The organism is Flavihumibacter petaseus NBRC 106054 (genome assembly GCF_000974785.1).
Classification (GTDB): domain Bacteria; phylum Bacteroidota; class Bacteroidia; order Chitinophagales; family Chitinophagaceae; genus Flavihumibacter; species Flavihumibacter petaseus.
Window position 1 is genome coordinate 228,116 of the sequence record NZ_BBWV01000003.1, and the last position, 20,922, is coordinate 249,037.

Annotated in this window: 21 protein-coding genes; 16 read left to right on the forward strand and 5 right to left on the reverse strand. The window is 50.6% G+C overall.

Annotated features, from left to right (window positions below):
• Positions 1-156 precede the first annotated feature (156 nt).
• The 4 genes from FPE01S_RS25010 (at position 157) to FPE01S_RS16300 (ending at position 5,578) form a co-directional block, all read left to right on the forward strand.
• Complete coding sequence (locus tag FPE01S_RS25010; RefSeq protein WP_052955911.1) at positions 157-645, forward strand: DUF1648 domain-containing protein; 489 nt, start codon at positions 157-159, stop codon at positions 643-645.
• 114 nt (positions 646-759) lie between these two features.
• Entirely contained in the window at positions 760-1,446 is a 687-nt protein-coding gene (cmk, locus tag FPE01S_RS16290) for a (d)CMP kinase (protein ID WP_046370120.1), read from the forward strand.
• A 176-nt stretch (positions 1,447-1,622) separates the two neighbouring features.
• The gene (locus tag FPE01S_RS16295; RefSeq protein ID WP_052955912.1) at positions 1,623-3,269 is read left to right on the forward strand and encodes an aminopeptidase P family protein; all 1,647 of its coding nucleotides are present in this window, start codon (positions 1,623-1,625) and stop codon (positions 3,267-3,269) included.
• A 20-nt stretch (positions 3,270-3,289) separates the two neighbouring features.
• Positions 3,290-5,578, forward strand: coding sequence for a GH92 family glycosyl hydrolase (locus tag FPE01S_RS16300; protein WP_046370121.1), 2,289 nt, complete (start codon positions 3,290-3,292; stop codon positions 5,576-5,578).
• A 130-nt stretch (positions 5,579-5,708) separates the two neighbouring features.
• Here FPE01S_RS16300 and FPE01S_RS16305 read toward each other — a convergent pair whose 3' ends face one another.
• Positions 5,709-5,954, reverse strand: coding sequence for a hypothetical protein (locus FPE01S_RS16305; protein WP_046370122.1), 246 nt, complete (start codon positions 5,952-5,954; stop codon positions 5,709-5,711).
• A gap of 151 nt (positions 5,955-6,105) precedes the next feature.
• Here FPE01S_RS16305 and FPE01S_RS16310 point away from each other — a divergent pair, with 151 nt between their 5' ends.
• From FPE01S_RS16310 to FPE01S_RS16325, 4 genes are all read left to right on the forward strand, one after another.
• A complete protein-coding gene (locus FPE01S_RS16310) occupies positions 6,106-6,420 on the forward strand; it encodes a hypothetical protein (protein ID WP_046370123.1) in 315 nt (104 codons plus the stop codon).
• Positions 6,421-7,266: 846 nt separating this feature from the next.
• Complete coding sequence (locus FPE01S_RS16315) at positions 7,267-9,660, forward strand: ABC transporter permease (protein WP_046370124.1); 2,394 nt, start codon at positions 7,267-7,269, stop codon at positions 9,658-9,660.
• A gap of 263 nt (positions 9,661-9,923) precedes the next feature.
• A complete protein-coding gene (locus tag FPE01S_RS16320) occupies positions 9,924-12,368 on the forward strand; it encodes an ABC transporter permease (RefSeq protein WP_046370125.1) in 2,445 nt (814 codons plus the stop codon).
• 39 nt (positions 12,369-12,407) lie between these two features.
• A complete protein-coding gene (locus FPE01S_RS16325) occupies positions 12,408-12,791 on the forward strand; it encodes an iron chaperone (protein ID WP_046370126.1) in 384 nt (127 codons plus the stop codon).
• 154 nt (positions 12,792-12,945) lie between these two features.
• Here the strand turns inward: FPE01S_RS16325 and FPE01S_RS16330 are convergent, their stop codons facing one another.
• On the reverse strand, positions 12,946-13,431 hold the full coding sequence (locus FPE01S_RS16330; protein ID WP_046370127.1) for a lipocalin-like domain-containing protein: 486 nt from the start codon (positions 13,429-13,431) through the stop codon (positions 12,946-12,948).
• 93 nt (positions 13,432-13,524) lie between these two features.
• Complete coding sequence (gene pnuC, locus FPE01S_RS16335) at positions 13,525-14,151, reverse strand: nicotinamide riboside transporter PnuC (RefSeq protein WP_046370128.1); 627 nt, start codon at positions 14,149-14,151, stop codon at positions 13,525-13,527.
• 575 nt (positions 14,152-14,726) lie between these two features.
• Between pnuC and FPE01S_RS16340 the strand changes: the two genes are divergently transcribed.
• The 5 genes from FPE01S_RS16340 (at position 14,727) to FPE01S_RS25695 (ending at position 17,111) form a co-directional block, all read left to right on the forward strand.
• On the forward strand, positions 14,727-15,038 hold the full coding sequence (locus FPE01S_RS16340; RefSeq protein ID WP_046370129.1) for a hypothetical protein: 312 nt from the start codon (positions 14,727-14,729) through the stop codon (positions 15,036-15,038).
• Between the two features lie 71 nt (positions 15,039-15,109).
• Positions 15,110-15,703 (forward strand): class I SAM-dependent methyltransferase, encoded by a 594-nt coding sequence (locus tag FPE01S_RS16345; RefSeq protein WP_046370130.1) that lies wholly within the window; start codon positions 15,110-15,112, stop codon positions 15,701-15,703.
• Positions 15,700-16,128, forward strand: coding sequence for a hypothetical protein (locus tag FPE01S_RS16350; RefSeq protein ID WP_046370131.1), 429 nt, complete (start codon positions 15,700-15,702; stop codon positions 16,126-16,128). Before FPE01S_RS16345 ends, FPE01S_RS16350 begins: the two co-directional genes overlap by 4 nt.
• Before the next feature lie 19 nt (positions 16,129-16,147).
• Positions 16,148-16,762, forward strand: coding sequence for a M949_RS01915 family surface polysaccharide biosynthesis protein (locus FPE01S_RS25015; protein ID WP_052955915.1), 615 nt, complete (start codon positions 16,148-16,150; stop codon positions 16,760-16,762).
• 112 nt (positions 16,763-16,874) lie between these two features.
• Positions 16,875-17,111 carry a hypothetical protein gene (locus FPE01S_RS25695; protein ID WP_046370132.1) on the forward strand — a complete coding sequence of 79 codons (237 nt, stop codon included), beginning with the start codon at positions 16,875-16,877 and terminating at the stop codon, positions 17,109-17,111.
• A gap of 85 nt (positions 17,112-17,196) precedes the next feature.
• Here the strand turns inward: FPE01S_RS25695 and FPE01S_RS16365 are convergent, their stop codons facing one another.
• On the reverse strand, positions 17,197-18,681 hold the full coding sequence (locus tag FPE01S_RS16365; RefSeq protein ID WP_083990336.1) for a DUF1254 domain-containing protein: 1,485 nt from the start codon (positions 18,679-18,681) through the stop codon (positions 17,197-17,199).
• Between the two features lie 247 nt (positions 18,682-18,928).
• Between FPE01S_RS16365 and FPE01S_RS16370 the strand changes: the two genes are divergently transcribed.
• The 3 genes from FPE01S_RS16370 (at position 18,929) to FPE01S_RS16380 (ending at position 20,542) form a co-directional block, all read left to right on the forward strand.
• Positions 18,929-19,312, forward strand: a complete 384-nt coding sequence (locus FPE01S_RS16370; protein WP_046370133.1) for a cupin domain-containing protein — start codon at positions 18,929-18,931, stop codon at positions 19,310-19,312.
• 119 nt (positions 19,313-19,431) lie between these two features.
• Positions 19,432-19,827, forward strand: a complete 396-nt coding sequence (locus tag FPE01S_RS16375) for a VOC family protein (protein WP_046370134.1) — start codon at positions 19,432-19,434, stop codon at positions 19,825-19,827.
• 49 nt (positions 19,828-19,876) lie between these two features.
• Entirely contained in the window at positions 19,877-20,542 is a 666-nt protein-coding gene (locus FPE01S_RS16380) for a hypothetical protein (RefSeq protein WP_157474067.1), read from the forward strand.
• A gap of 29 nt (positions 20,543-20,571) precedes the next feature.
• Here FPE01S_RS16380 and FPE01S_RS16385 read toward each other — a convergent pair whose 3' ends face one another.
• The gene (locus FPE01S_RS16385; protein WP_046370136.1) at positions 20,572-20,802 is read right to left on the reverse strand and encodes a hypothetical protein; all 231 of its coding nucleotides are present in this window, start codon (positions 20,800-20,802) and stop codon (positions 20,572-20,574) included.
• Positions 20,803-20,922: the final 120 nt, after the last annotated feature.

Consider the following 20,922-nt stretch of genomic DNA (forward strand, 5'->3'; position numbering starts at 1 on the left):
GGTAATTTGTGGAATTTGTTGAAATGAGCCACCAGACTGAATTGTAGAAAAATAAACTAATAGATCCGTTTGTAATTCGATTGCTTGCGCGTTTTGATTGCCTGCATGATCTGAAAAGAAAGTATATTTTGTTGCTATTAAAACACTTATTGATCTATGCAAAACGCAAACGGTGACCAGGGCGTAAAAAAAATCCTGGCAGGGGCAACGGTGGTTGCGTTGCTGATTGTATGGATCCTGCCGCTGGTTGCATGGCAGCAGTTACCGGAGATCATTCCGACGCATTTCAATGGCAGCGGTGAAATCGATGGCCGGGGTGGTAAGGCCACCATCTTTATTCTGCCCGTGATAGGGACTGGCACGATTGCGTTGTTGTATGCTGTCCGCAAATTTCCGGCACTGCGGAAACGGCCCTTCACCTTAACGCCCGGACTTGCAGAGAAGATGTACGGTGGTGACAGCATTCTTCTCGATATCATCGCACTCCTATGTGCGGCCATGTTCGCCTTCATCGAATGGATGGTGATCAATTCGGCCACCACCGGAAAAGTTCCTTCCAACCACTGGATCATCTGGATCTTCGTAGGTGCCCTGACGTTATTGCCGATTGCCGTGCTGATCGCGGCTACTGCCAAACGGAAATGACGTCCGCACCACGGATCACTAATTTCTTCCATCCGCCCCTGCTCCTCTGCGAGCCCAGCGTGAAACAACTGCCAAGCGCAGCGCAGGCATCCGTTGCTTCCCTATCTTTGGGCTATGACATCGTCCCGGAAGAAAATCATCATTACCATCGATGGCTGGAGCAGTTGCGGCAAGAGCACCCTGGCGAAACAACTCGCGAAGGAGCTGAACTACGCCTATATCGACAGCGGCGCCATGTACCGCGCGATCACGCTGTATTTCCTGAGAAACCATGTGGACTGGACCGACGAAAAGGAGGTGCATGAGGCGCTGGCGCAGATCCAGCTGGAATTTCATTACAATGAGGCACACCGGCAGTCGGAGATCTTTTTGAATGGCGAAAATGTTGAATATGTGATCCGTGACCTGGTGGTGGCAGAAAAGGTGAGCGATGTGGCGGCCCTGCGGGAAGTGCGTGAATTTGCCGTGCGGCAACAGCAGGAGATGGGCAAGAAGAAGGGCATCGTGATGGATGGCCGCGATATCGGGACGGTCGTGTTTCCTGCTGCGGAATTGAAGATCTTTATGACGGCCGACAACGCGATCCGCGTGGAACGCCGTTTCCGCGAACTATACGAAAAGAATCCCAACATCACCATCGATGAAGTGAAGGCCAACCTTGAAATGCGGGACTATATCGACAGCCACCGCGAGGTGAGTCCCCTGCGGCAGGCTGCCGACGCCATTGTGCTGGACAATTCCCATATCGGAATGGAGCAACAGCTCAAAATGGCACTGAACTGGGTTTACGAAAGGTTGTAAGGAGAAGTTGCTAATTGAAGATGCCGAGTGAAGAAGCAAAGAGGAGGTGCTAAGAGAAAGAACGAAGAGAAAATGCTAAGAGAAGGTACGAAGAGAAGGTATAAAGAGAAGACGGTAAGTGAAGGGGGAAGCGGATGGGTGGTACCGGAAGTTAATAGACGTTAAAACAGCTTTACATGAGAAAATTCCTGATGATTGCCCTGGCAGCAAGTGCCGTGGCAGTATGCACGCCGGATGCCATCCAGGCGCAGTTGCCCCAACCAAAAGATTATCTGCCCGCTTCCTTTCATAAGGGACGCCGCGAAGCGCTGCGGGCGCTGATGCCGGCCAATTCCGTTGCGGTATTTTTCAGCGCACCGGTCAGGAATTTCGCCAATGATGTGGATTACCGGTATCACCCGAACCCGGACCTCTATTATTTTTCCGGTTATACGGAACCGGAAGCGGTGCTGCTGATTTTTAAAGAGGAGCAGAAGACAGGGGAGGGTAAGGCCTTCAACGAGCTTTTTTTCGTGCAGGAAAAGGATTCCGCTAATGAACGGTGGACCGGCAAGCGGCTGGGCAAAGAAGGCGTGAGGGAGAAGCTGGGAATCCAGGCCGTGTATAATGGGCAGGAGTTCAAATCCTTTCCGCTCGACCTCACCCGGTTCGACCAGCTGATCTATGAGGGCGTGAAGAACCTGTCGGACGACCCGGAGAACGGGAACGATGTCTATGACCTGGTGCAGGTATTCCGGAAGAAAGCAGGTATCCCTGCCAGTTATGATGAGACCATCGCTGCCAATGTGGCCATGCTGCCGAATTATCCGCAGCTGGCGGGCGATGCGGGACGACCCAAACTACTGAATTATTACCAGCGGATGGCAGCAGATAATCCGCGGTATGCGAATGATTCGCTGGTGCAGGCGATCCTGAATGTAAAAGATTCAGCAGCGGTGGTGAACATCATCAATTTTATCAGCCAGTCAAAGATCAATGCAGCCTTATATGCCGAACTGACCCAACAATTGAGGCAGATCAAAACACCGGAGGAAATGGAACTGCTCCGCAAGGCGGTGGATATATCGTGTCTCGCCCACGCGGAAGCCATGAAGGCGGTAAAGCCCGGTATGTCGGAAATGGAATTGCAGGGTGTGCAGGAGTTTATTCACAAGAAGCTGGGCGCAGAAGATGTGGCCTATGGATCTATCGTGGGTGCGGGGGAAAATGGCTGTATCCTGCATTATGAGACAAATACGGCCACTGAAGTGGGTCAGAATATGGTGCTAATGGATGTGGGGGCGATGTATCATGGCTATGCTGCGGATGTGACCCGCACTTTTCCGGCAAATGGGAAATTCAGCAGGGAGCAGCGACAGATCTATGATTTGGTTTATGATGCGCAGGAGGCCGTGTTTAAGATCGCGCAGCCAGGCACCACCTTCAAGGCGATCGAGGATACGGCAAGAGCGGTACTGACCCGCGGGATGCTGAAGCTGGGATTGATCCAGAAACCGGAGGACATCCGGAAGTATTACCCGCATGGCTGTTCCCATTTTATCGGGCTGGATGTGCACGATAAAGGCGATTACAGCATATTGAAAGAAAATATGGTGATAACTGTGGAACCCGGAATCTATATTCCTGAAAACAGCCCGGTTGACCGGAAATGGTGGAATATTGCGGTGCGCATTGAAGATGATATCCGGATCACGAAAAAGCAATGCGAATTGCTGAGTACCCTGGCGCCACGGAAGGCAGCGGAGATCGAGAAACTGATCGCCGAGAGCAGTTTTGTGGATGGCCTGCAGCTCCCGCGTCCGGGTGACAAAAAAGGGTTTTAATTTTTTTGGAAATACTACACATGAGAAATATCCTACTGTTTTTTCTGCCTGCTGCAGGAATGATTACCGTGCAGGCCAGTTCAGCACAAACAAAGTCCCTCACCCAATATGTTAAGCCGCTCAACGGCACACAAAGAATGGGGCATGTTTATCCCGGGGCGACCGTGCCCTTCGGCATGGTGCAATTGAGTCCCGATACCGATACGATCCCCTACGAAATGAATGGCAAGTACAATCCCGATGTGTACAAATACTGCGCGGGCTACCAGTACGATGACGCCACGATCGTGGGTTTCAGTCACACGCATTTCAGCGGCACGGGCCACTCGGATCTGGGTGATTTCCTGATCATGCCCACGACCGGCGCGCTGCAACTGAATCCAGGTACGGCTGCACACCCGGAGAGTGGTTATCGCTCAAAATTCAGCCACGCCAATGAAACGGCATCGCCCGCCTATTACAAGGTGAAACTCGACGACCAGAACATCACGGCGGAGCTGACCGCTTCGGCGCGGGTGGGCATGCACAAGTATACTTTCCCGGAAAAGACACAGGCGCATATCATCCTCGATGGCATGCACGGCATCTACAATTATGATGACAAGAACGTGTGGACTTTCTTCCGGGTGGAAAATGATACGCTCGTGACGGGTTACCGGCAGACGAATGGCTGGGCGCGGACGCGGACGGTCTATTTCGCGATGAGCTTTTCGAAGCCAATCAAAACTTATGGGTTTAGAAAGATGGATCCTGCGCAGGCTTATCGCGGCTTCTGGGGCAAGTTCAAACAGGACAAGGATTTCCCGGAGATGGCCGGTCACCGGATCAGGTCATATTTTGATTTCGATGTGGAAGCCGGAGAGGCGGTGCAGATCAAGTTTGCATTGTCGTCAGTGAGTACGGAAGGAGCATTGCTGAACATGCGGACGGAGATCCCGGGATGGGATTTCGCAGCGGTGAAGGCAGCGGGAGAAGCGGCCTGGGAGCAGGAACTCGCGAAGCTGAGCATCGAAAGCAAAGAGCAGGAAACGCTGGAAAGTTTTTACACAGCGATGTATCACGCGGCTTTGAGTCCCACGATCTACATGGATGTGGATGGCCGTTACAAGGGGCTCGATCAGAATATCCATACGGCATCGGGCTTTACGAACTACACGACTTTCTCTCTGTGGGATACTTACCGGGCCTTGCATCCTTTGCTGAACCTGGTGCAGCCGCAGCGGAATGCCGATATGGTGCAATCCATGCTGGCGCATTATGATCAGAGCGTACATAAATTGTTGCCTGTTTGGAGTCATTATGCGAATGACAACTGGTGCATGATCGGGTATCACAGTGTGAGTGTGATCGCGGATGCGGTGATGAAGGGCAATGCGCCTTTCGACGCAAACAAGGCGCTTGATGCCTGTGTGGCGAGTGCGCGGCACCGCAGTTATGATGGGGTAGGTGCGTATATGGATATGGGTTATGTGCCGGAGGATCTGAGTGGTGCGTCGGTATCCAAGACCCTGGAATATGCGTATGACGACTGGGCGATCGCGCAGATGGCGAAGAAGCTTGGCCGTAATGATATCTACGAAGAATTTTTAAAGCGGTCCGGGAATTTCCGGAATGTGTGGAATCCGGCGACGGGGTATATGCAGGCGAAGTTGAAGGATGGCAGTTTTGTGACGGAGTTTGATCCGTTGAGTACGCATCAGAAGGGGTATATCGAGGGGAATGCCTGGAATTACAGCCTGTATGTACCGCATGATCCGAAGGCATTGATTGCGCTGATGGGCGGGAATAAAGCTTTTGTTCGGCACCTGGATTCTTTGTTTACGATGCATCTGCCCGATGAGTTCTTTGCGCATACGGAAGACATCACGCGGGACGGGATCATTGGTAACTATGTGCATGGCAATGAGCCGTCGCACCATGTCGCTTATCTCTATAATGATGCGGGCGCGCCGCGCAAGACGCAGGAGCGGGTGCGGATGATTTTGAAGCACCAGTACAAGTCGGCGCCGGATGGATTGGGTGGAAATGATGACTGCGGACAAATGAGTGCCTGGTATATCTTCAGCAGCATTGGATTTTATCCCGTTGCACCCGGCAGTAATCAGTATGCCATTGGTAGTCCGGCGGTGGATAAGGCGGTTCTCCAGTTGGGCGGCGGCAAAACGTTTACAATTGTTGCACACAACCAGAGTGCGAAGAATGTGCATGTGAAGAAGATCGTGTTGAATGGTAAGCCGTTTAACGGGTATAACATTGATCATGAAACGATATTGGCGGGCGGGGTGATGGAATTCTATATGGAAAATTAATCCCGCGTTAATCTCTTTCGCGGTTGTTTTAACAGTTTGCAGCAGCGTAAAGCAAGCGTTCGTTGGTAACTTTGCGTCATCTCATGAAGCGAAACATGAAGCGACTCAAAGCCATACTGACCACCTTGCTTTACGCTGCTTTTCTTTGCAGCGGAGTAGGTGTTTCGGCATTCGGGGCGCCGGCTTTCGGTTCTCCGGTATCATCGGCTTCATCGGAACGCGAGGCGGAAGGTTCCGGTTCGCCTGTTGTGCGGGTTTTTCCAGCTGAGCATTTGTCCGAAGAGAGGGCAGCTTCCGTACCTGTGGTTTCCGCTGCAGCGAACGCATTTACTTTCCCCGTTTCTATAGCTGATGGCGCGCCGGTTACATCGCGCATTTCTGGTTCAACTTCTCCACTACATATTCTGCATTGCTGTTTCCGGCTGTAGGTTCTTTTCAGATAGTTCCATTAATAGTTTGATCAGTTCATTTGATGGCCTGGCGCGATCTGCCATGCCGGTTCAACGATAAATCTTAAACGCATCATCATGAAAAAATTAGTTCTTCCCGCCGTAGCCCTTTTTCTTTCCCTTGCCTTTTTACAAACTGCCGCTGCGCAGACTGCTCCCGGGGATTCTTCGCGTCCCGCAGCAACAGGCAAAGGATATTATTCCATTGGCGATAATGCATCGCGGAAGTATTCCGCCGGATTGAAGCTGGCTGCTGACGGACCAGCGCCTGAAGTGAAGAAAGGCTATTACGCGATTGGCGATAACAATAAAAAACTGCCCCGCCAAACGGTGCTGTATGTGCAGCCGCAGCCGCGTAAGGCCGACAAGGGCTATTATAGTATTCCGCAGTAATGGCCATAACTGGTAGTTACCGTCCCCCCGCCGCGAACCGGCGGGTTTTTTTGCGCCCCTTCGGAATGTGACACTTAGCGGCCGTGGGCCTTGACTTCCGTATTTGCCTGCCAGAATGAAGCGGAGCTAGTAGCGTTACCGTGGGTGGGGCTTTGCCTACCGTAGCTTTAGCGTAGGTGGGAGTTGCTTTTTTGAACTTTGGTAATTCATTAAACTCAGTGAAATGAGCCACCAGACTGCGTTTTATTAATTTACGCGTTTGTAAACGACCACTGCCGCTGCACGAAGTCAAAAGATGTGCCTTGGTAAACCATCCATAAACACATGGAATAATCCTGACTCAGGTCATCTGGTTAACCTCCTGACACAACCACCGACACCGGCTATTCAGTGGATGACTTTCGTGTACAACGATTCGTGTAGTAAACGGAAGTATCAGTTTATTTTTCTGAAACGCAGTCTGGTGGCTTATTTCAGAAGATTTTGCAAATTGATCATTTTCAAAAAAGCAGATCCTTTCTTCGCTAAAGCGTCGGAAGGCTAGGCAGGGCTTCGATGGGCGAAGCAGCTTCAGATTGTACGCGAATGAACGGATTCTGTATCGGAACCGGACACCCGATGCGGAAGCAAAGTGCTAATAAATTGAAAACCATAGTTTTGCATTCTTGGTATCTGCTTTGTTTTTATTGGCACAGAACCCCGGTCATTATAAACCTTGTCCTTTTAACCTTATCCGGAAGCGGGGTTCTTAAACTTTATTCAGATTTCACAGGCACCTTATCCGAAAATCCATTTCCGCGGAAAAACCTTTTTTGTTGAAATTTTAAACGACCAATACGACCGGACATGCTGTTGAACTATTTCAAGATCGCGATCAGAAGCCTCATGAAGCACAAGGGGTTCAGTGTTATCAATTTGTCGGGACTCACAGTGGCGCTGACCTGCTGCCTGCTGATGGTGCTGTATATCCGCCACGAACTCAGTTACGACCGCTTCCAGCCCAAAGGCGACCGGATCGCACGCGTGATCATGGAATACAGTTTCGGCGGCACAGAACCGAACAAAGGGAATTACACGAGTACATACGTGTTCCCGAGTTTTAAACGCAATTTTCCGGAAGTGGAAGATGGCGTCCGGATGACCTGGGGCGGCGGACTCGTAAAAGTGGGCGAGAAGCTGTTTGAAGAACGCCGGTTCATCTATGCTGACTCGACTTTCTTCAATGTATTTCCGGCTTTCACGCTCCGGAAAGGCAATCCCCAACAGGTGCTGATGCGGCCCAACCAGGTGGTCTTATCCGCAGCTACCGCGAAAAGATATTTCGGCGAGGAAAACCCCATCGGCAAGATCATCCAGGTAGGCAGCAACCAGACGAACTACGAAGTGACCGGCGTAGCCGATGAGAGTCCCTCCAATTCACAGATCCGCTTCGACCTGCTGGCCAGCTTTTCCAGTCTCGGTACCAGCAACGAACCCACCTACTGGAACGCCAACTACAGCACCTACCTACTGCTGAAACAGCCTTCCGATATCGCGAAACTGCAGGCCAAGATCGGCCCTTTCATGAAAAAGGAAATGGCTGATCCCAATACGTTCCTGACCTACTGGCTGGAGCCCTACACCAGCATCCACCTCCATTCTCCTTTTGACTCCTTCGAACCGAATACCAATATCGCCTATATCTATATTGCTTCCGGCATCGCCGTGCTGATCCTGCTGATCGCCTGCTTTACCTATGTGAACATGAGTACCGCGCGTTCGCTGGAGCGTGCGCGGGAAGTCGGCATCCGCAAAGTGGCCGGCGCCAGCAGGGGACAGGTCTTCTGGCAGTTCATCGGTGAATCAATAGTGCTTTGTGTGCTGGCGCTCATTCTTAGTGTGGTGCTGGTGAAATTCCTGTTGCCGCCCTTCAATCATCTGGTTGGCCGCGAACTGGGCATCCGGGAACTGATGCAACCGGGCATTATTGCGGCTGTCGTGATCATGATCGCCAGTATCGCCCTGCTGGCGGGTTCGTATCCCGCCCTCGTATTGTCAGGTTTTCAGCCGGTGAAAGTATTGAAAGGCAGTTTCCGCAACACCAGCAAGGGACATTTCCTGCGGCAATCCCTCACCGTTTTCCAGTTCACCATTTCTGCTTTCCTGCTGATCGCCACTTTCGTGATCCAGCAACAGTTCCGTTATATCCAGAACAAATCCCTGGGCTTCGACCGCGAGCACAGCCTGGTGATCAATATCGACGAAAAGATCGCGCAGAAGCTGGAAACCATGAAGACCGAATTCAAAAAGGATCCGCATGTTCGTGCCGTGAGCCGCGTCAACCAGCTGCCCGTCAATATCGTGGGCGGCTTTTCCATGCGCCGCGCGGATATGGCATCAGGTACCGAACTCAGCGTTTATGCGAACCCGGTAGATGAAGAATTCCTCGATGCCATCAACCTTCCCCTGGTTGCCGGCGAAGGGATCAGGAAGGCTGATATGAAGGAAACGCAACACGAAAACAGCGACAGCAATTACTATCATTTCCTGTTGAATGAATCTGCTGCACGCCAGTTGGGCTGGACGCCGGAGAAAGCAGTGGGACAAAAAATGTTCCTCGGCGATGGCCGTCCGGGTGAGGTGAGCGGCGTGGTGAAAGATTTCCATTTTGCTTCCCTGCATACTCCGATCAAGTCGCTGGTGCTGTTCCCCATCGACTGGGGCGGCAACAACCTGATCGTAAAAACAGACGGCGCGAACCTGTCGCAGACTATTGCGTACCTGGAAAAAACCTGGAAAACCCTGGTGCCGCACCGTCCCTTCAGCTACCGCTTCATGGATGAAGAATTCAACCGCCTCTATAAAACAGAAAAGCAGACCGCCCAGGTGATCAGCCTGTTCTCCGGGGTGGCCATCCTGCTCGCCTGCGTGGGATTGCTCGGCTTGTCCGCCTTTACGGTGCAGCAGCGCATCAAGGAGATCGGCGTGCGGAAAGTACTGGGCGCCAGCACCAGCGGTCTCGTGTGGATGCTGAGCCGTAGTTTCCTTCGCCTTGTATTGGTGGCCTGCGCCATTGCCATTCCGTTCAGCTGGCTCTTTGCCCGCCGCTGGCTGCAGGATTTCAGCTACCGGATATCATTAACTGCAACCGTGTTTGTGATCGCGGGGATCTTGTTGCTCGTGGTGGCATTGCTGGTGATCAGCATACAGACCTTCCGCGCGGCGCTGGCGAATCCGGTGAAGAGCCTGCGCACAGAGTAAGCTCGCAAAGGTTTTGTGGAGCTCGCAAAGGTTTCACGCAAAGGCGCAATGGTGCAAAGGCGCAAAGGATTTGAAAGGAAATTTTGAAGTTGAAGTGGTAAGAAGGTGATTGAAACTAAAAAGATTTTGGTGTCAGTAGAACGAGGTGTGCCGGATAATTAATTCAATATTCAATCTTGGCGCCTTTGCACCATTGCGCCTTTGCGAGAAAAAAATAGCGAAAAAAAAATTGCGGGAAAATATTCACCAATAAAAGAAACAAGATGCTGACTAATTTTTTCAAGACCGGCTGGCGAAACCTGCTGAAGAAAAAAGTGTTTTCAGCCATACATATCCTGGGTCTCGCTATTGGTATTGCCGTGTTCCTGCTGATTGCCAACTATCTCCGGTTCGAATACAGTTACGACGATTACCAGGTCAACAAAGACCGGATCGTGCGGGTACCGATGATCATGACTGAGAAGAACGGCATGCCGCAGACCTTTGCTTTTACCTATCCTGCGCTGGCACCTGCCATGAAACACGATTTCCCGGAAGTAAAGGAGGCGGTTCGTTTCCGGAAACGCTGGGGCATTGTACGCCACGGCGACAACAAATTCAATGAGTCCGGCAATATCTATTTCACGGATCCCAACGTGTTCAAAGTATTCACCTGCGAGTTCGAAAAGGGTAGTCCGGCGACGGCGCTGACCCAGCTGAATGATGCGGTGGTGACGCACAGCACGGCGATCAAATATTTCGGCGATGCCAACGCTGTCGGGAAATCCCTCCGCTTCGACAACGAAGACTATATCGTGAAAGCGGTGGTGAAAGATCTTCCCGCCAATTCACACCTGCGGTTCAATATCCTCCTCAACTTCGACAAATACATACAGATCACTAACGGGCGGGCGAATACAAGCTGGGGCTGGACCGATTTCTATACCTACCTGCTGCTGAACAAGCCTTCCGATATCAAGACACTCGAGGCCAAGTTGCCGGCGTTTGCGGAGAAATATAAGTCCGCCGACATGAAGGAAGCGAACTATTCCGTTGAATTCAAACTGCAACCGATTCGTGACATCCATACGCGATCGCCCTACAGCTATGAACTGGATGGCAATGGGAACCTTTATTATCTCAAATACCTGGGGATTGCGGCGCTGATGATCCTGTTCATCTCCCTGATCAATCACGTCAACCTTGCCACAGCGCATTCGCTGGAACGTTCCCGGGAGATCGGGGTGCGCAAGGTGGTTGGTGCCAGCCGCATACAACTGGTGCGGCAGTTCCTGGCGGAATCCTTTATCGGTAATATCGCCGGGGCATTGATCGGGTATATCATTTTCAGTTTGTCGCTTCCGGCTTTTGCACAGCTGGTCGGAAGAGATATTACGAGTCTCCAGCAGGCCAATGCCCTGTTCTGGGTGAGCCTGCTCGCTTTCCTGCTCGTGAGTACTTTGCTGTCGGGTTTCTATCCCGCATTTGTGTTGTCTTCTTTCCAGCCGATTCAAACGCTGAAATCTTCCAGCGGACTAAGCAGTGGCCGGGGAAGTGGAAGAGGCAGTGGCCGCGGCAGCCATATCTTCCAGAAATCACTGGTGGTATTGCAGTTCACTGCGGCCATCGTGCTGACTGCCGGGGCGATCGGATTCTATCGCCAGCTTACGTTCATGAGTAAACGCGAACTGGGGGTTGACATCCGGCAGACGCTGGTGCTGGAACAGACGGTGAACCAGGACAGTGCCGCATTGATGACCATTCAGTCCTTTCTTAATGACCTGCGTGCGCTCCACGGGGTGAAAGCCGTTGCGGCCTCTACGGACGTGCCCGGCGGTGAAGTGGGCAGCTCTACGGGTTTCCACCGGCAGACATCCCTCGACAACAAGAGCTGCCGGACCTTCGGCGTGGATGAACATTTCTTTGCCCAATACGGCCTGAAATTCGCAGCCGGCCGCGGGTTCGATAAGGATAAGCCCTATTCGAACGATACCACACAGGTATTGAATATTGTTTTGAATGAAACGGCCTCGAAAGTATTTGGATATGCTTCACCGCAGGCGGCAATCGGGCAGATCATCAATGGCGCCGGTCATGACTGCAGGATCATCGGTGTGTTGTATGACTACCACCAGCAATCGCTCCAGTACAGTTATGATCCCATCGTGTTTTATCCCAGCCAGGAAGCTGATATGAACTGGTATTCCCTTAAAGTGGAAACGGGTGATATGCAGCAGCTGGTGGACCAGGTGCGGCAACTCTGGCTGAAAAGATTTCCCGAATCTCCTTTTACCTATAGCTTCCTCGACCAGCGCTTTGCGCAGCAATACCAGAATGACCGGTTGTTCTCTTCCGTGCTTTGGTGGTTTACGTTGCTCTCTGTGCTCGTGGCATCGCTGGGACTGTTTGGCTTGTCGTTGTATTCCATCAGCAAGCGGACCAAAGAAGTGGGCCTGCGGAAAGTGCTGGGTGCCAGTGTGCCCGAACTGGTAGGCCTGCTGAGCCGAGAATACCTGAAACTGGTACTGATCGCTGGTGTAATTGCGATGCCGGTATCGTGGATTATCCTGAACGGCTGGCTGAGCGACTATGCGTTCCGGATCGAGGTGAGTCCCGTTTTGTTGTTGCTGCCCTTGCTGCTTATTGCCGGTATTGCGCTGGTGACGGTAGCGATCCATTCTGCCCGTGCGGCTTTACGGAATCCTGCGTTATCTTTAAGGACGGAGTAGGTCCGGAGAATTCTCCGGCCAAACATAAATCAGCAACTTATGCAGCAGGGAGCAAAAGCAGCGGGTACCCCGCCAGCTGATATCGACGCCTATATCGCGGGTTTTGACGGCGAAGTGAAAGCGCGCCTGGAAGCGATGCGCGACACCATCCGGAAGGCCGCGCCCGCGGCTGTTGAAGCGATGGCCTATGGCATGCCGACTTTCAAACTGAAACGCAATCTTGTTCACTTTGCGGCGGCGAAGAAGCATATCGGGTTTTATCCTGCTCCGTCGGGTGTGGCGGCGTTTGAGAAGGAGCTCGCGGGGTATGTGACGTCGAAGGGCGCGATCCAGTTTCCATTGGAGGAGAAGCTGCCGCTCACGCTGGTGGCAAAAATTGTTAAGTTCCGGGTGAAGGAGGAAGCGGAAAAGGCAAAGGGGTAGGCGGCAGGCGCTGCGCGCCTTTCACGCGGGTGTTTTTTCACGCAATTGTTTTTTTTTCGCGCAAAGCACGCAAAGGTGCAAAGGCGCAAAGTGGTTTTCACGCGGGACTCGCAGAGATGCAGGCGCGCAGCCACCTACACTTTGGTCTTTTCTTCTATCGCTTCGTATACACTTCAGTGATCGTCACGTTTTGTCCTTCCAGGAAATCTTTCACTTCGAGTTTCATGCTGGTGCCGGTGATGCTGATCACTTTTGCTTCGCGGATGCCGGCGGGTTGTGTGATGAGCAGATCCTTTTCGTTGGTCAGCAACCACGAGCCCACCTCCGGCTGGGATTCAGTACACAGGTTGGTGCCATCGAAGATGGTAAAGCTGCCTTCTTTGTCGAATACGATATAGTCGTCTTTTGCGCATTCCGGTAAAAAGTTGAGCATGTTGGTATCAGGGGTTCCGTCGCCATTTACATCAATAGCAGGGGCGATGGTCTGTTCCGTCAGGTTCCATTTTTTGTTGACAAGCTGGGAAGAGATCTCATCGTTGCCGGAGATAAGATCTTCCACTTTCTTTTTGTGGCAGGATGCCGCGAATAATCCAATACCGAGGATAAGCGTGGCCGCGCAGGCCGTTCTGTAACGATTCATAACTGGTTTTTTGATTTGCGGGAGCAAAACTAGCCAGCGTGGTACAGGTATTTTTCGGGGAAAAGGCGGGTTTTTGAATCTACGTTGTTCTACTTAGTTTTTACTGTTTGCCCGCAGGACATGGGTCAGCTTTCTTTTCCAATCTAAATAACCCACAACGGCAACAATGAACAGGAAGATGGTCAGCAATGCATAAAGCGGGAGGTCTTTATGGAACAGGAGCGGGATGGCGAAAGCGTTGGAGATGTTCAGGAGGATCCAGTTTTCCAGTTTACGACGGGCAAGCAGCCACATGCCGGCCCAGGCGGTGCTGCTGACCCAGGCGTCCCAGAGGGGTACGGTGGAATCGGTAAAATGGCGAAGCAGGAAATAGAGCGCGGCGCAACCGAGCAATGAAATGGCGGTTGTGATGCGCCATTCTGCCGCGGTACTGCGGGTGATGGTTACCGGGTGGTTGTCTTGTTTCTTGACCCAATACCACCAGCCGTAAATGCTCATCACAACATAGTAGCCGTTCAGCAGGCTTTCGGCATAGAGTCCGGCTTTCGTGAGAATATAGATGGAGATCACCGTGGCGACGATACCAGTGGGGTAGAGCCATACTTTGTTGGCGCGGGCCAGCAGCACTTCGGCTACGCTGAGGATGATGGCGGTCCACTGCAGGAGGTCGGTAGCAAGGATTTGCTGGGAGAGGAGGGAGAGCCAGTCGGAGAAACTCATGTGTAAAGGAATGTTTGAAGTTTGCGGTTTGAGGTTTGGAGTTGGGTTTGAGGTTAAAGGTTGGCGTTGGCGAAATCCGATACCTGTGTACGATAACGTTATTCGAAAGCGTTGAGCTGCAGGCCCAACTTCAAACTTAACCACAAACTACAGACTCCAAACTTCAAACCATTTCTTAAGACAGCTTGCAATATTACACCGGATCTACCGGAAGCCGTGCATTGTTATCATATTGTTACCTGCACCAGATTATCGGCGGCGCTGTTCACTTTTGCAGGATGATTTGCTACCGGCATATTATGTCCAATTGTTTCTTGTGAGCTGCGTCAGTGATGGCGCAGCTTTTTTATGAAATTGCTTGCAAAGGAATGGGAAGGGAATTATCTTGCTGCCTGCGCTGGCGCTTAGGTAGTTTCGCGCAAAGCACGCAAAGGTGCAAAGGCGCAAAGAGATTGTCGCGGGTGGCAAATGTTGCGGGATCGGTTTTCAATTTTTAATGATGATGATATTCGTGCAGATATTTTATAGGAAAATCAGCTTCCGACAATTGGATTATCAAATTTTACCAGGTGGAAATGGGCGTTAATAAAATTGAGTTCCTTGTGAAGGAACTGGAAGGTGCTATCCGGAAGGAGCAGGTGAAGATTGGAATTTATACCCATCGGAATGAGGGTGGATATATTCAGGCGAATGCTGATGGGTTGAAGATGATGGCGCTTTCGCTACTGCAGGCTGCTGAAGCGGAAGGGAAAAGTCATGTGCTGAATGATAGGGTGTCACTGGAGGACCTACAGAATTGTATGGAGCAGGATAGTGAATTCAGGATCAGTGAAGTGCGGTTTGGCCCGCGGAAAAGCGATGATATTGACACTAACCGGGATGCATAATACTTTTTATTTTCCTGGCTATCAGTCTGATTACGGGGATTATTACCATCGTCAAATGGACTTTCTGAACTATGTCAACGGATAATTCCAATGGATATGAGCGGAAGGCCCGGGAGTTTATCGCCACCCGGGGCAGTGCAGTTCATGGCATTGGTGCGCATGAATTGAAACAGTGGGTAGTGCATTTGAAGAAAGGCTGTACAGTACTGGATCTTGGTTGCGGAACGGGTATACCTGGTACTAAAGTTTTGCTGGATGCGGGATTTTCAGTGTATGGCGTCGATGCTGCTCCGACGATGGAAGCGGCCTTCCGGAAGAATTTTCCCGGAGTTCCTGTTGCCTGCGAGCCGGTGGAAACATCTGTTTTCTTTAACAGGAAGTTTGATGCTGTAGTGGCGATTGGATTGATTTTCCTGCTGCCTGCGGAATCACAGGAACTGGTATTGAAAAAAGTTGCCGGAGGTTTGGAGGAAGGTGGACAGTTTTTATTTACTGCGCCTACGAAGACTATCACCTGGATCGATGTATTGACGGACCGGGGATCTGTGTCACTTGGTGCTGAACGATACCTGGCGCTGTTGTCGGGTTTTGGATTAAAGCTGGTGAGCGAATTTGAGGACGAAGGCGACAATCATTATTATCATCTGATCAAAAGTACTGTATGAAATTCTGGACAAACGAAGAAAAAGGCGATGACCGGATCATTGCTTTCTCTGAAGAGACCCTCTACCGGATCAATCCAAGACCAACCGAAATGGAGCAGGTGCTGGCTGACCTGCGCGCGAATAAATTGCCGGAGCGGAATTGCTCTGGTGTTCCGGTGCATTATTTCAAGGCAGTTGAAATGGAAAACGGGCGGGACAATTTTGTGGTAAGGTACAATGCAGATTCCTACGAACACTTCAGGGTGAAGGATGCCATCACCAGGAATGAAATCTACCAGTATTTACAGGATAATATCAAATACCTGCGCCTGGAAACCGAGGAGTATACAAAACTCCAGGCGGGGAAGAAGCCGTTGATCGCTACCAACAAACCAAACATCCGAAAGTGGTTCGGCGTATTCATTATTAGTTATGAGAAGATTTAATAGGTGTGCACCTTGTTGGATGCTGATCTTTTTGCTGCCGGTTTTGGGAAAGGCGCAGCCGGTCCCGAAATCTTTTCGCGCCGATACCCTTCAGCAGAAATTTAAGTTCCCCGGAAAAGTAGTGCATGCCGCGCGTTGGGTGGATAAGCTTGGCACAAATTCTTTGATATTGACGGAAGGGAAGGAAACCTGGCATACAGGAAAGGATGGTAACGGGGACAGCCGGGAAAAATCACTGTATGCTTACCATATCATCAATGGTGATTCACTTTTGTGGAAGCTTACTGATTATGTGAGAGATTGCCCATTGGATGTGATAACGGAATTCCGGGCAGGATCGGTGCGTATAACGGACCTTGACAAGAACGGCATTTCAGAAACCTGGATGATGTATTCGACGACCTGCACCGGGGATGTGAGTGTACGTACACTGAAACTTGTCCTGCACCAGGGCAGCAACAAGTATGTCATCCGGGGTACTTCTCAAACGTCCTCGCAGATGATGGATAATGAGGCAGGCGGGAAATTCGTTCCAGACTGGTCATTCGGCCAGTTGCCCGATGGTTTCCTGGAATACGCGAAAGCGTTGTGGGTGGAATATCTTTTCGATTATCCTGATGAAGCAACAAAGTGAATGTAATTGAACTTTTTGGCTACAAACTACTACCCCTGTATTTATTTGTAGTTTGCTAGAAATCATTCCAAAGCGAGCGTATTACTTGTACCGCACTGCCAGTATATTATTCATGCCGGAAAAGACGGATTCGGAATTTGAAGCTGTTGCCGCTACATGGCAATCCATTGGAGGCGATGTTTTACGGCCAGGTAAGTTCTGGATCAAACAGGATGACCTGTCCGACAGTGTCATTAGTATTTATGGTAACCAGGCCTTCGCCTTTGTATTGGCGCAATTGACATTGCTTATATTATTACAACAGGTTGGTTTGTGCTGGAATTCAATGCCTGTTGGGGGGCGGGATTAAATAACTGCGATGCCCGTAAAGTAATTCACAGTATTGCTCAGGCGACCAGGAAGCTGAGTCACGGGGCGTAACCCATTCCTATGGGTTATTTCACTTCTTCGGGATCCCCCATTTTCCAGGCCTTTTCAAAGAAAGCTTTTTCCGGTCCATAGAAGCGGGCGAGCAATTCGAAGTTCCCTTTCGCATTTACAGGGATCCAGTTCGCAGACTTGCCTTCGGGTGCGGTTGCACTGAACCAAAGGTCTACTGAGCCATCCGCATTCTTTTGCAGTCCGGGGGAGTTGGAAGCGCGACTGGCATAGGGCATTCCTGTGACCAGCGCATGCGTGGCGGCGTCATATACGGTAACGGACCAATAGAGTTTCACGGGAACATTCGCAGGTATGTTCAGCTTGTAGGTTTTTGAACCGATCAGCGGCTGGCGCACTTTGTCCTGGATATTCATCAGGTAGAATTGTCCGGTGCCGAGGTGTTTGGCACTGAAGTATGCCAGGGAATAAGCAACCGCACGCTGATCAATGGGATAGAAGTTGACGTCATTGTAATGCGTGGTCATTGCCTGCACCGTTGCAGGCGAAACCGGCAAGGCCCAGTGTGTGCCTTCATAGAAAGGCGGATCGAAAACTTTTTCAAGATCACTCCGGATAAAGGCATGGGCGTCTTTGGCTGCAGCGGCGAGAATCTCTTTGGTGCGGGCGTTGGGAGAAAAGGCTTTTCCTTTTTCAATACCGATGGTTTTCAGCGGGTCGATCATGGCCATATCCCGTTCCAGCCAGGGTTCACGCTGTACAAAACTGTTGAGTGATTCAAAGAAGTGAAGGTCATAGGGAATGACATTGCCGAAAGGGGTCTGCAACAGGTCGAGGTAAACGGTTTTTGGAGAATTGCCTGCCTCTGCCAGCGGATAGATCTTTACCTGTTTCCCATAGTCGACTGCCCGGGCCATATCCTGCTCGCTACGGTCGCCCAGGTTGGAACGGAGAATCACGAAACCAGTATAGGTTTCCACCGGAAGCGGGAAATATCCTGACGGCACTTTTCCTTTGAAACCGGGAGGCAGCAGGAGGTATTTTCCGCCTTTGCCTTTGTCCAGCCCCGCCGGACCGACGTCTTCAATGGGCAACTGCCAGGAATCGTCAATTGAGCCCGTAATGGAAGAGATCCCGCTGGCGGGCGGTATTTCCAACACCACGGGCCCCTTCCTGGTATCGTAGAAGGGATTTACATAAATGACATCGGGGTTGGGGGTCAGGGTCTGGTTGATTGCCGTTACGGGTTTTGACCAGTAGACCACCTGGTTAAAATCCCCTTTTGCTTTTGACAGGCTTTCTGCCATCAGTTCAAAGTTTACTGCCGGCATCCCCCAGATCACAGCATTGAAGGCCCGGCTGTAGACGGCCTGTTCGATAGCATCAGCGGCTTTAAAGGCAGTGGCTGAACCGCCTTCGTTCCTGGCACTACTTTCGGAATGGGCTGTATCTGAAGCAGTTTCCGGTGAATTGGTGTTCTGCGGTTGATTGCAAGCGGCCATTGCTATTAAGGGCAACACATAAAGCAGGAGATGTTTCATGTTCTTAGCGTTGTTGAATGTTGGTGTCGCCGGCCGCACAACAGCCGGTAACCTGGCTTGCAGCTGACGGGGAATAATCGTCCTGTACGAGACTAACCGGGGGAAGGAACCTGAATGTACTGATTTTTTGGCTTTGGTCGTATCCAACAAATTTTCAGCAATCGGAATAACCAAAATAACTTTATTAAGGGAAGAACGCCGAAATCCCTGCGTATTGCGAAAAAGTAGGCGGATCAATCTATGTCAGATGAATCCAGTAGCAGTTAGCAAACTCGAGGCGAAGTCTCTTGAAACACCCGATGAGGTTCGGCAACCTGATAAAACGAAGGTTGAAATTGTGCGACTGGATGGGTATACAATGGCACGCATGCACATGAAGCCCGGATGGCGGTGGTCTGAATGCATCAAGCCGGTAGTGCACACTGATTCGTGCCAGCTTTCCCATGTGGGATATGTTGTGTCCGGCAGCATTACTATCCAAATGAATGACGGATCGAAACAAACCATCAAAGCAGGCGACTCTTACACGATCCCGCCGGGGCATGATGCGTGGGTGGAAGGCAACCAGGAATTTGTAGGTATCGAGGTGCTGAGCGCGGAACAATTCGCGAAACAGCTGGATAAGAAGTGAACTCCACCCACACTGGCTTGCCGCTATACCGGTTGATGGCAACAAACGCCTCTATAACGGCAAGCTTTGATGATGTTTGTCCTTTCAACTATGTTTCTTTTCAATCCAAACTAAATCATATGGAGCGTAACACCAGGACCGAATTTTTCGGTGTCCGTTATATTATAAATGACCTGGGTGAAGTGGTGTCTTTCTATAGAGATTTGCTGGGATTCCAGGTAGACATGCAGGTAGAGCCCGGTTTTGCCAAGCTATCCAAGGGGAGCCTGAATTTGTATTTCAATAAACCCGGCTTTGGCGGCGCGGGACAGTCGATGCCTGACGGAACTGTTCCCCAACCGGGTGGATGGAACAGGATACAACTTGGCGTAGACAATCTGGACGCTCTAATTGAGCAACTCAAAGCAAAACAGGCTAGTTTTCGCAATGAATTGATTGTGGGGCAGGGTGGGAAGCAGATACTTTTAAAGGATCCTTCGGGCAACCTGATCGAGTTGTTTGAACCCAAAAAATAAAGAGTAACTTCCTGTTACTATGCGCTTCGAAAAGTTATTGTTTTCTTTTATGATATTGCTGACCGCCAAGCTGGTTGTTGGCCAGGGGCAATTGGACACGGAGCTGAAAAGGCGGTTGGATTCTATCATGGCTCTCGATCAGAAATACCGGGAGATGATGAGTTTGGATAATGCGAAAAAACTTTCGCTTGCAAAGCAGTTTGGTATTCCGGCAGATTCTTTAAACCGGCATCTGTGGAAGTTGCAGCAAAAAAGCGATTCTTCCAACTGGGCAGAAATTGAAAGCATTTTCATTCACCAGGGATATCCCGGTAAGAGCCTGGTAGGTGAACCAACCAATGAAGCCGCATGGTATGTGTTGCAACACAACACACCCAATATTCAGAAATATTTTCCGCTTGTTGAAACCGCGGGGAAAAATGGCGAGCTGCCTTTTATGCTGGTAGCAAAAATGCAGGACAGGTTGCTGATGATGCAAAACCAGGAACAGATTTACGGTACGCAGGCGGTGGGGCTAACCCTTTTGAACCCGAAGACCGGGAATAAGGAATTCCAATGGGTGATGTGGCCGATCAGGGATCGCGGAAATGTTAACCAACGACGGAAAGAAGCCGGATTCCGCGATACGGTTGAAGAAAATGCACACTATCTTGAAGCTGAATTCAAAGACCTGACCGTATCGGAAATTAATGACATCCAGGGAGGTAAGCATTAAGGAGGTCTGATTCACGTTTTCCAGTACTACTATTCTTTGCCGTTTCTTTCATAATCCAGGTCATCATAAAATCTTTCATCAAAAGTATACCTGGACGGTTTGCCGTATTTCAGTATGACGTAAACCATTCCAATGATGAGGAAGGGTGAGGCTATGAACATCCATGAAATTGCAGCAGGCGAGAACCCGATGAAAGGGGTCAGCTGGAAAAAGACCAGGTATAAAGTGACCAGGGTAGTGGTGATAGCAACCTTTTTCATAATGGCGGTATTTAGCAGCAGTTCCTTATTGTTATGCCTGCAATAAGTCTGCCATGGGGTGGCAACGTTTAGAAAGTTGAAAAAACGGAGCTATTTTGGCGGGATATCAATGCGACGAAA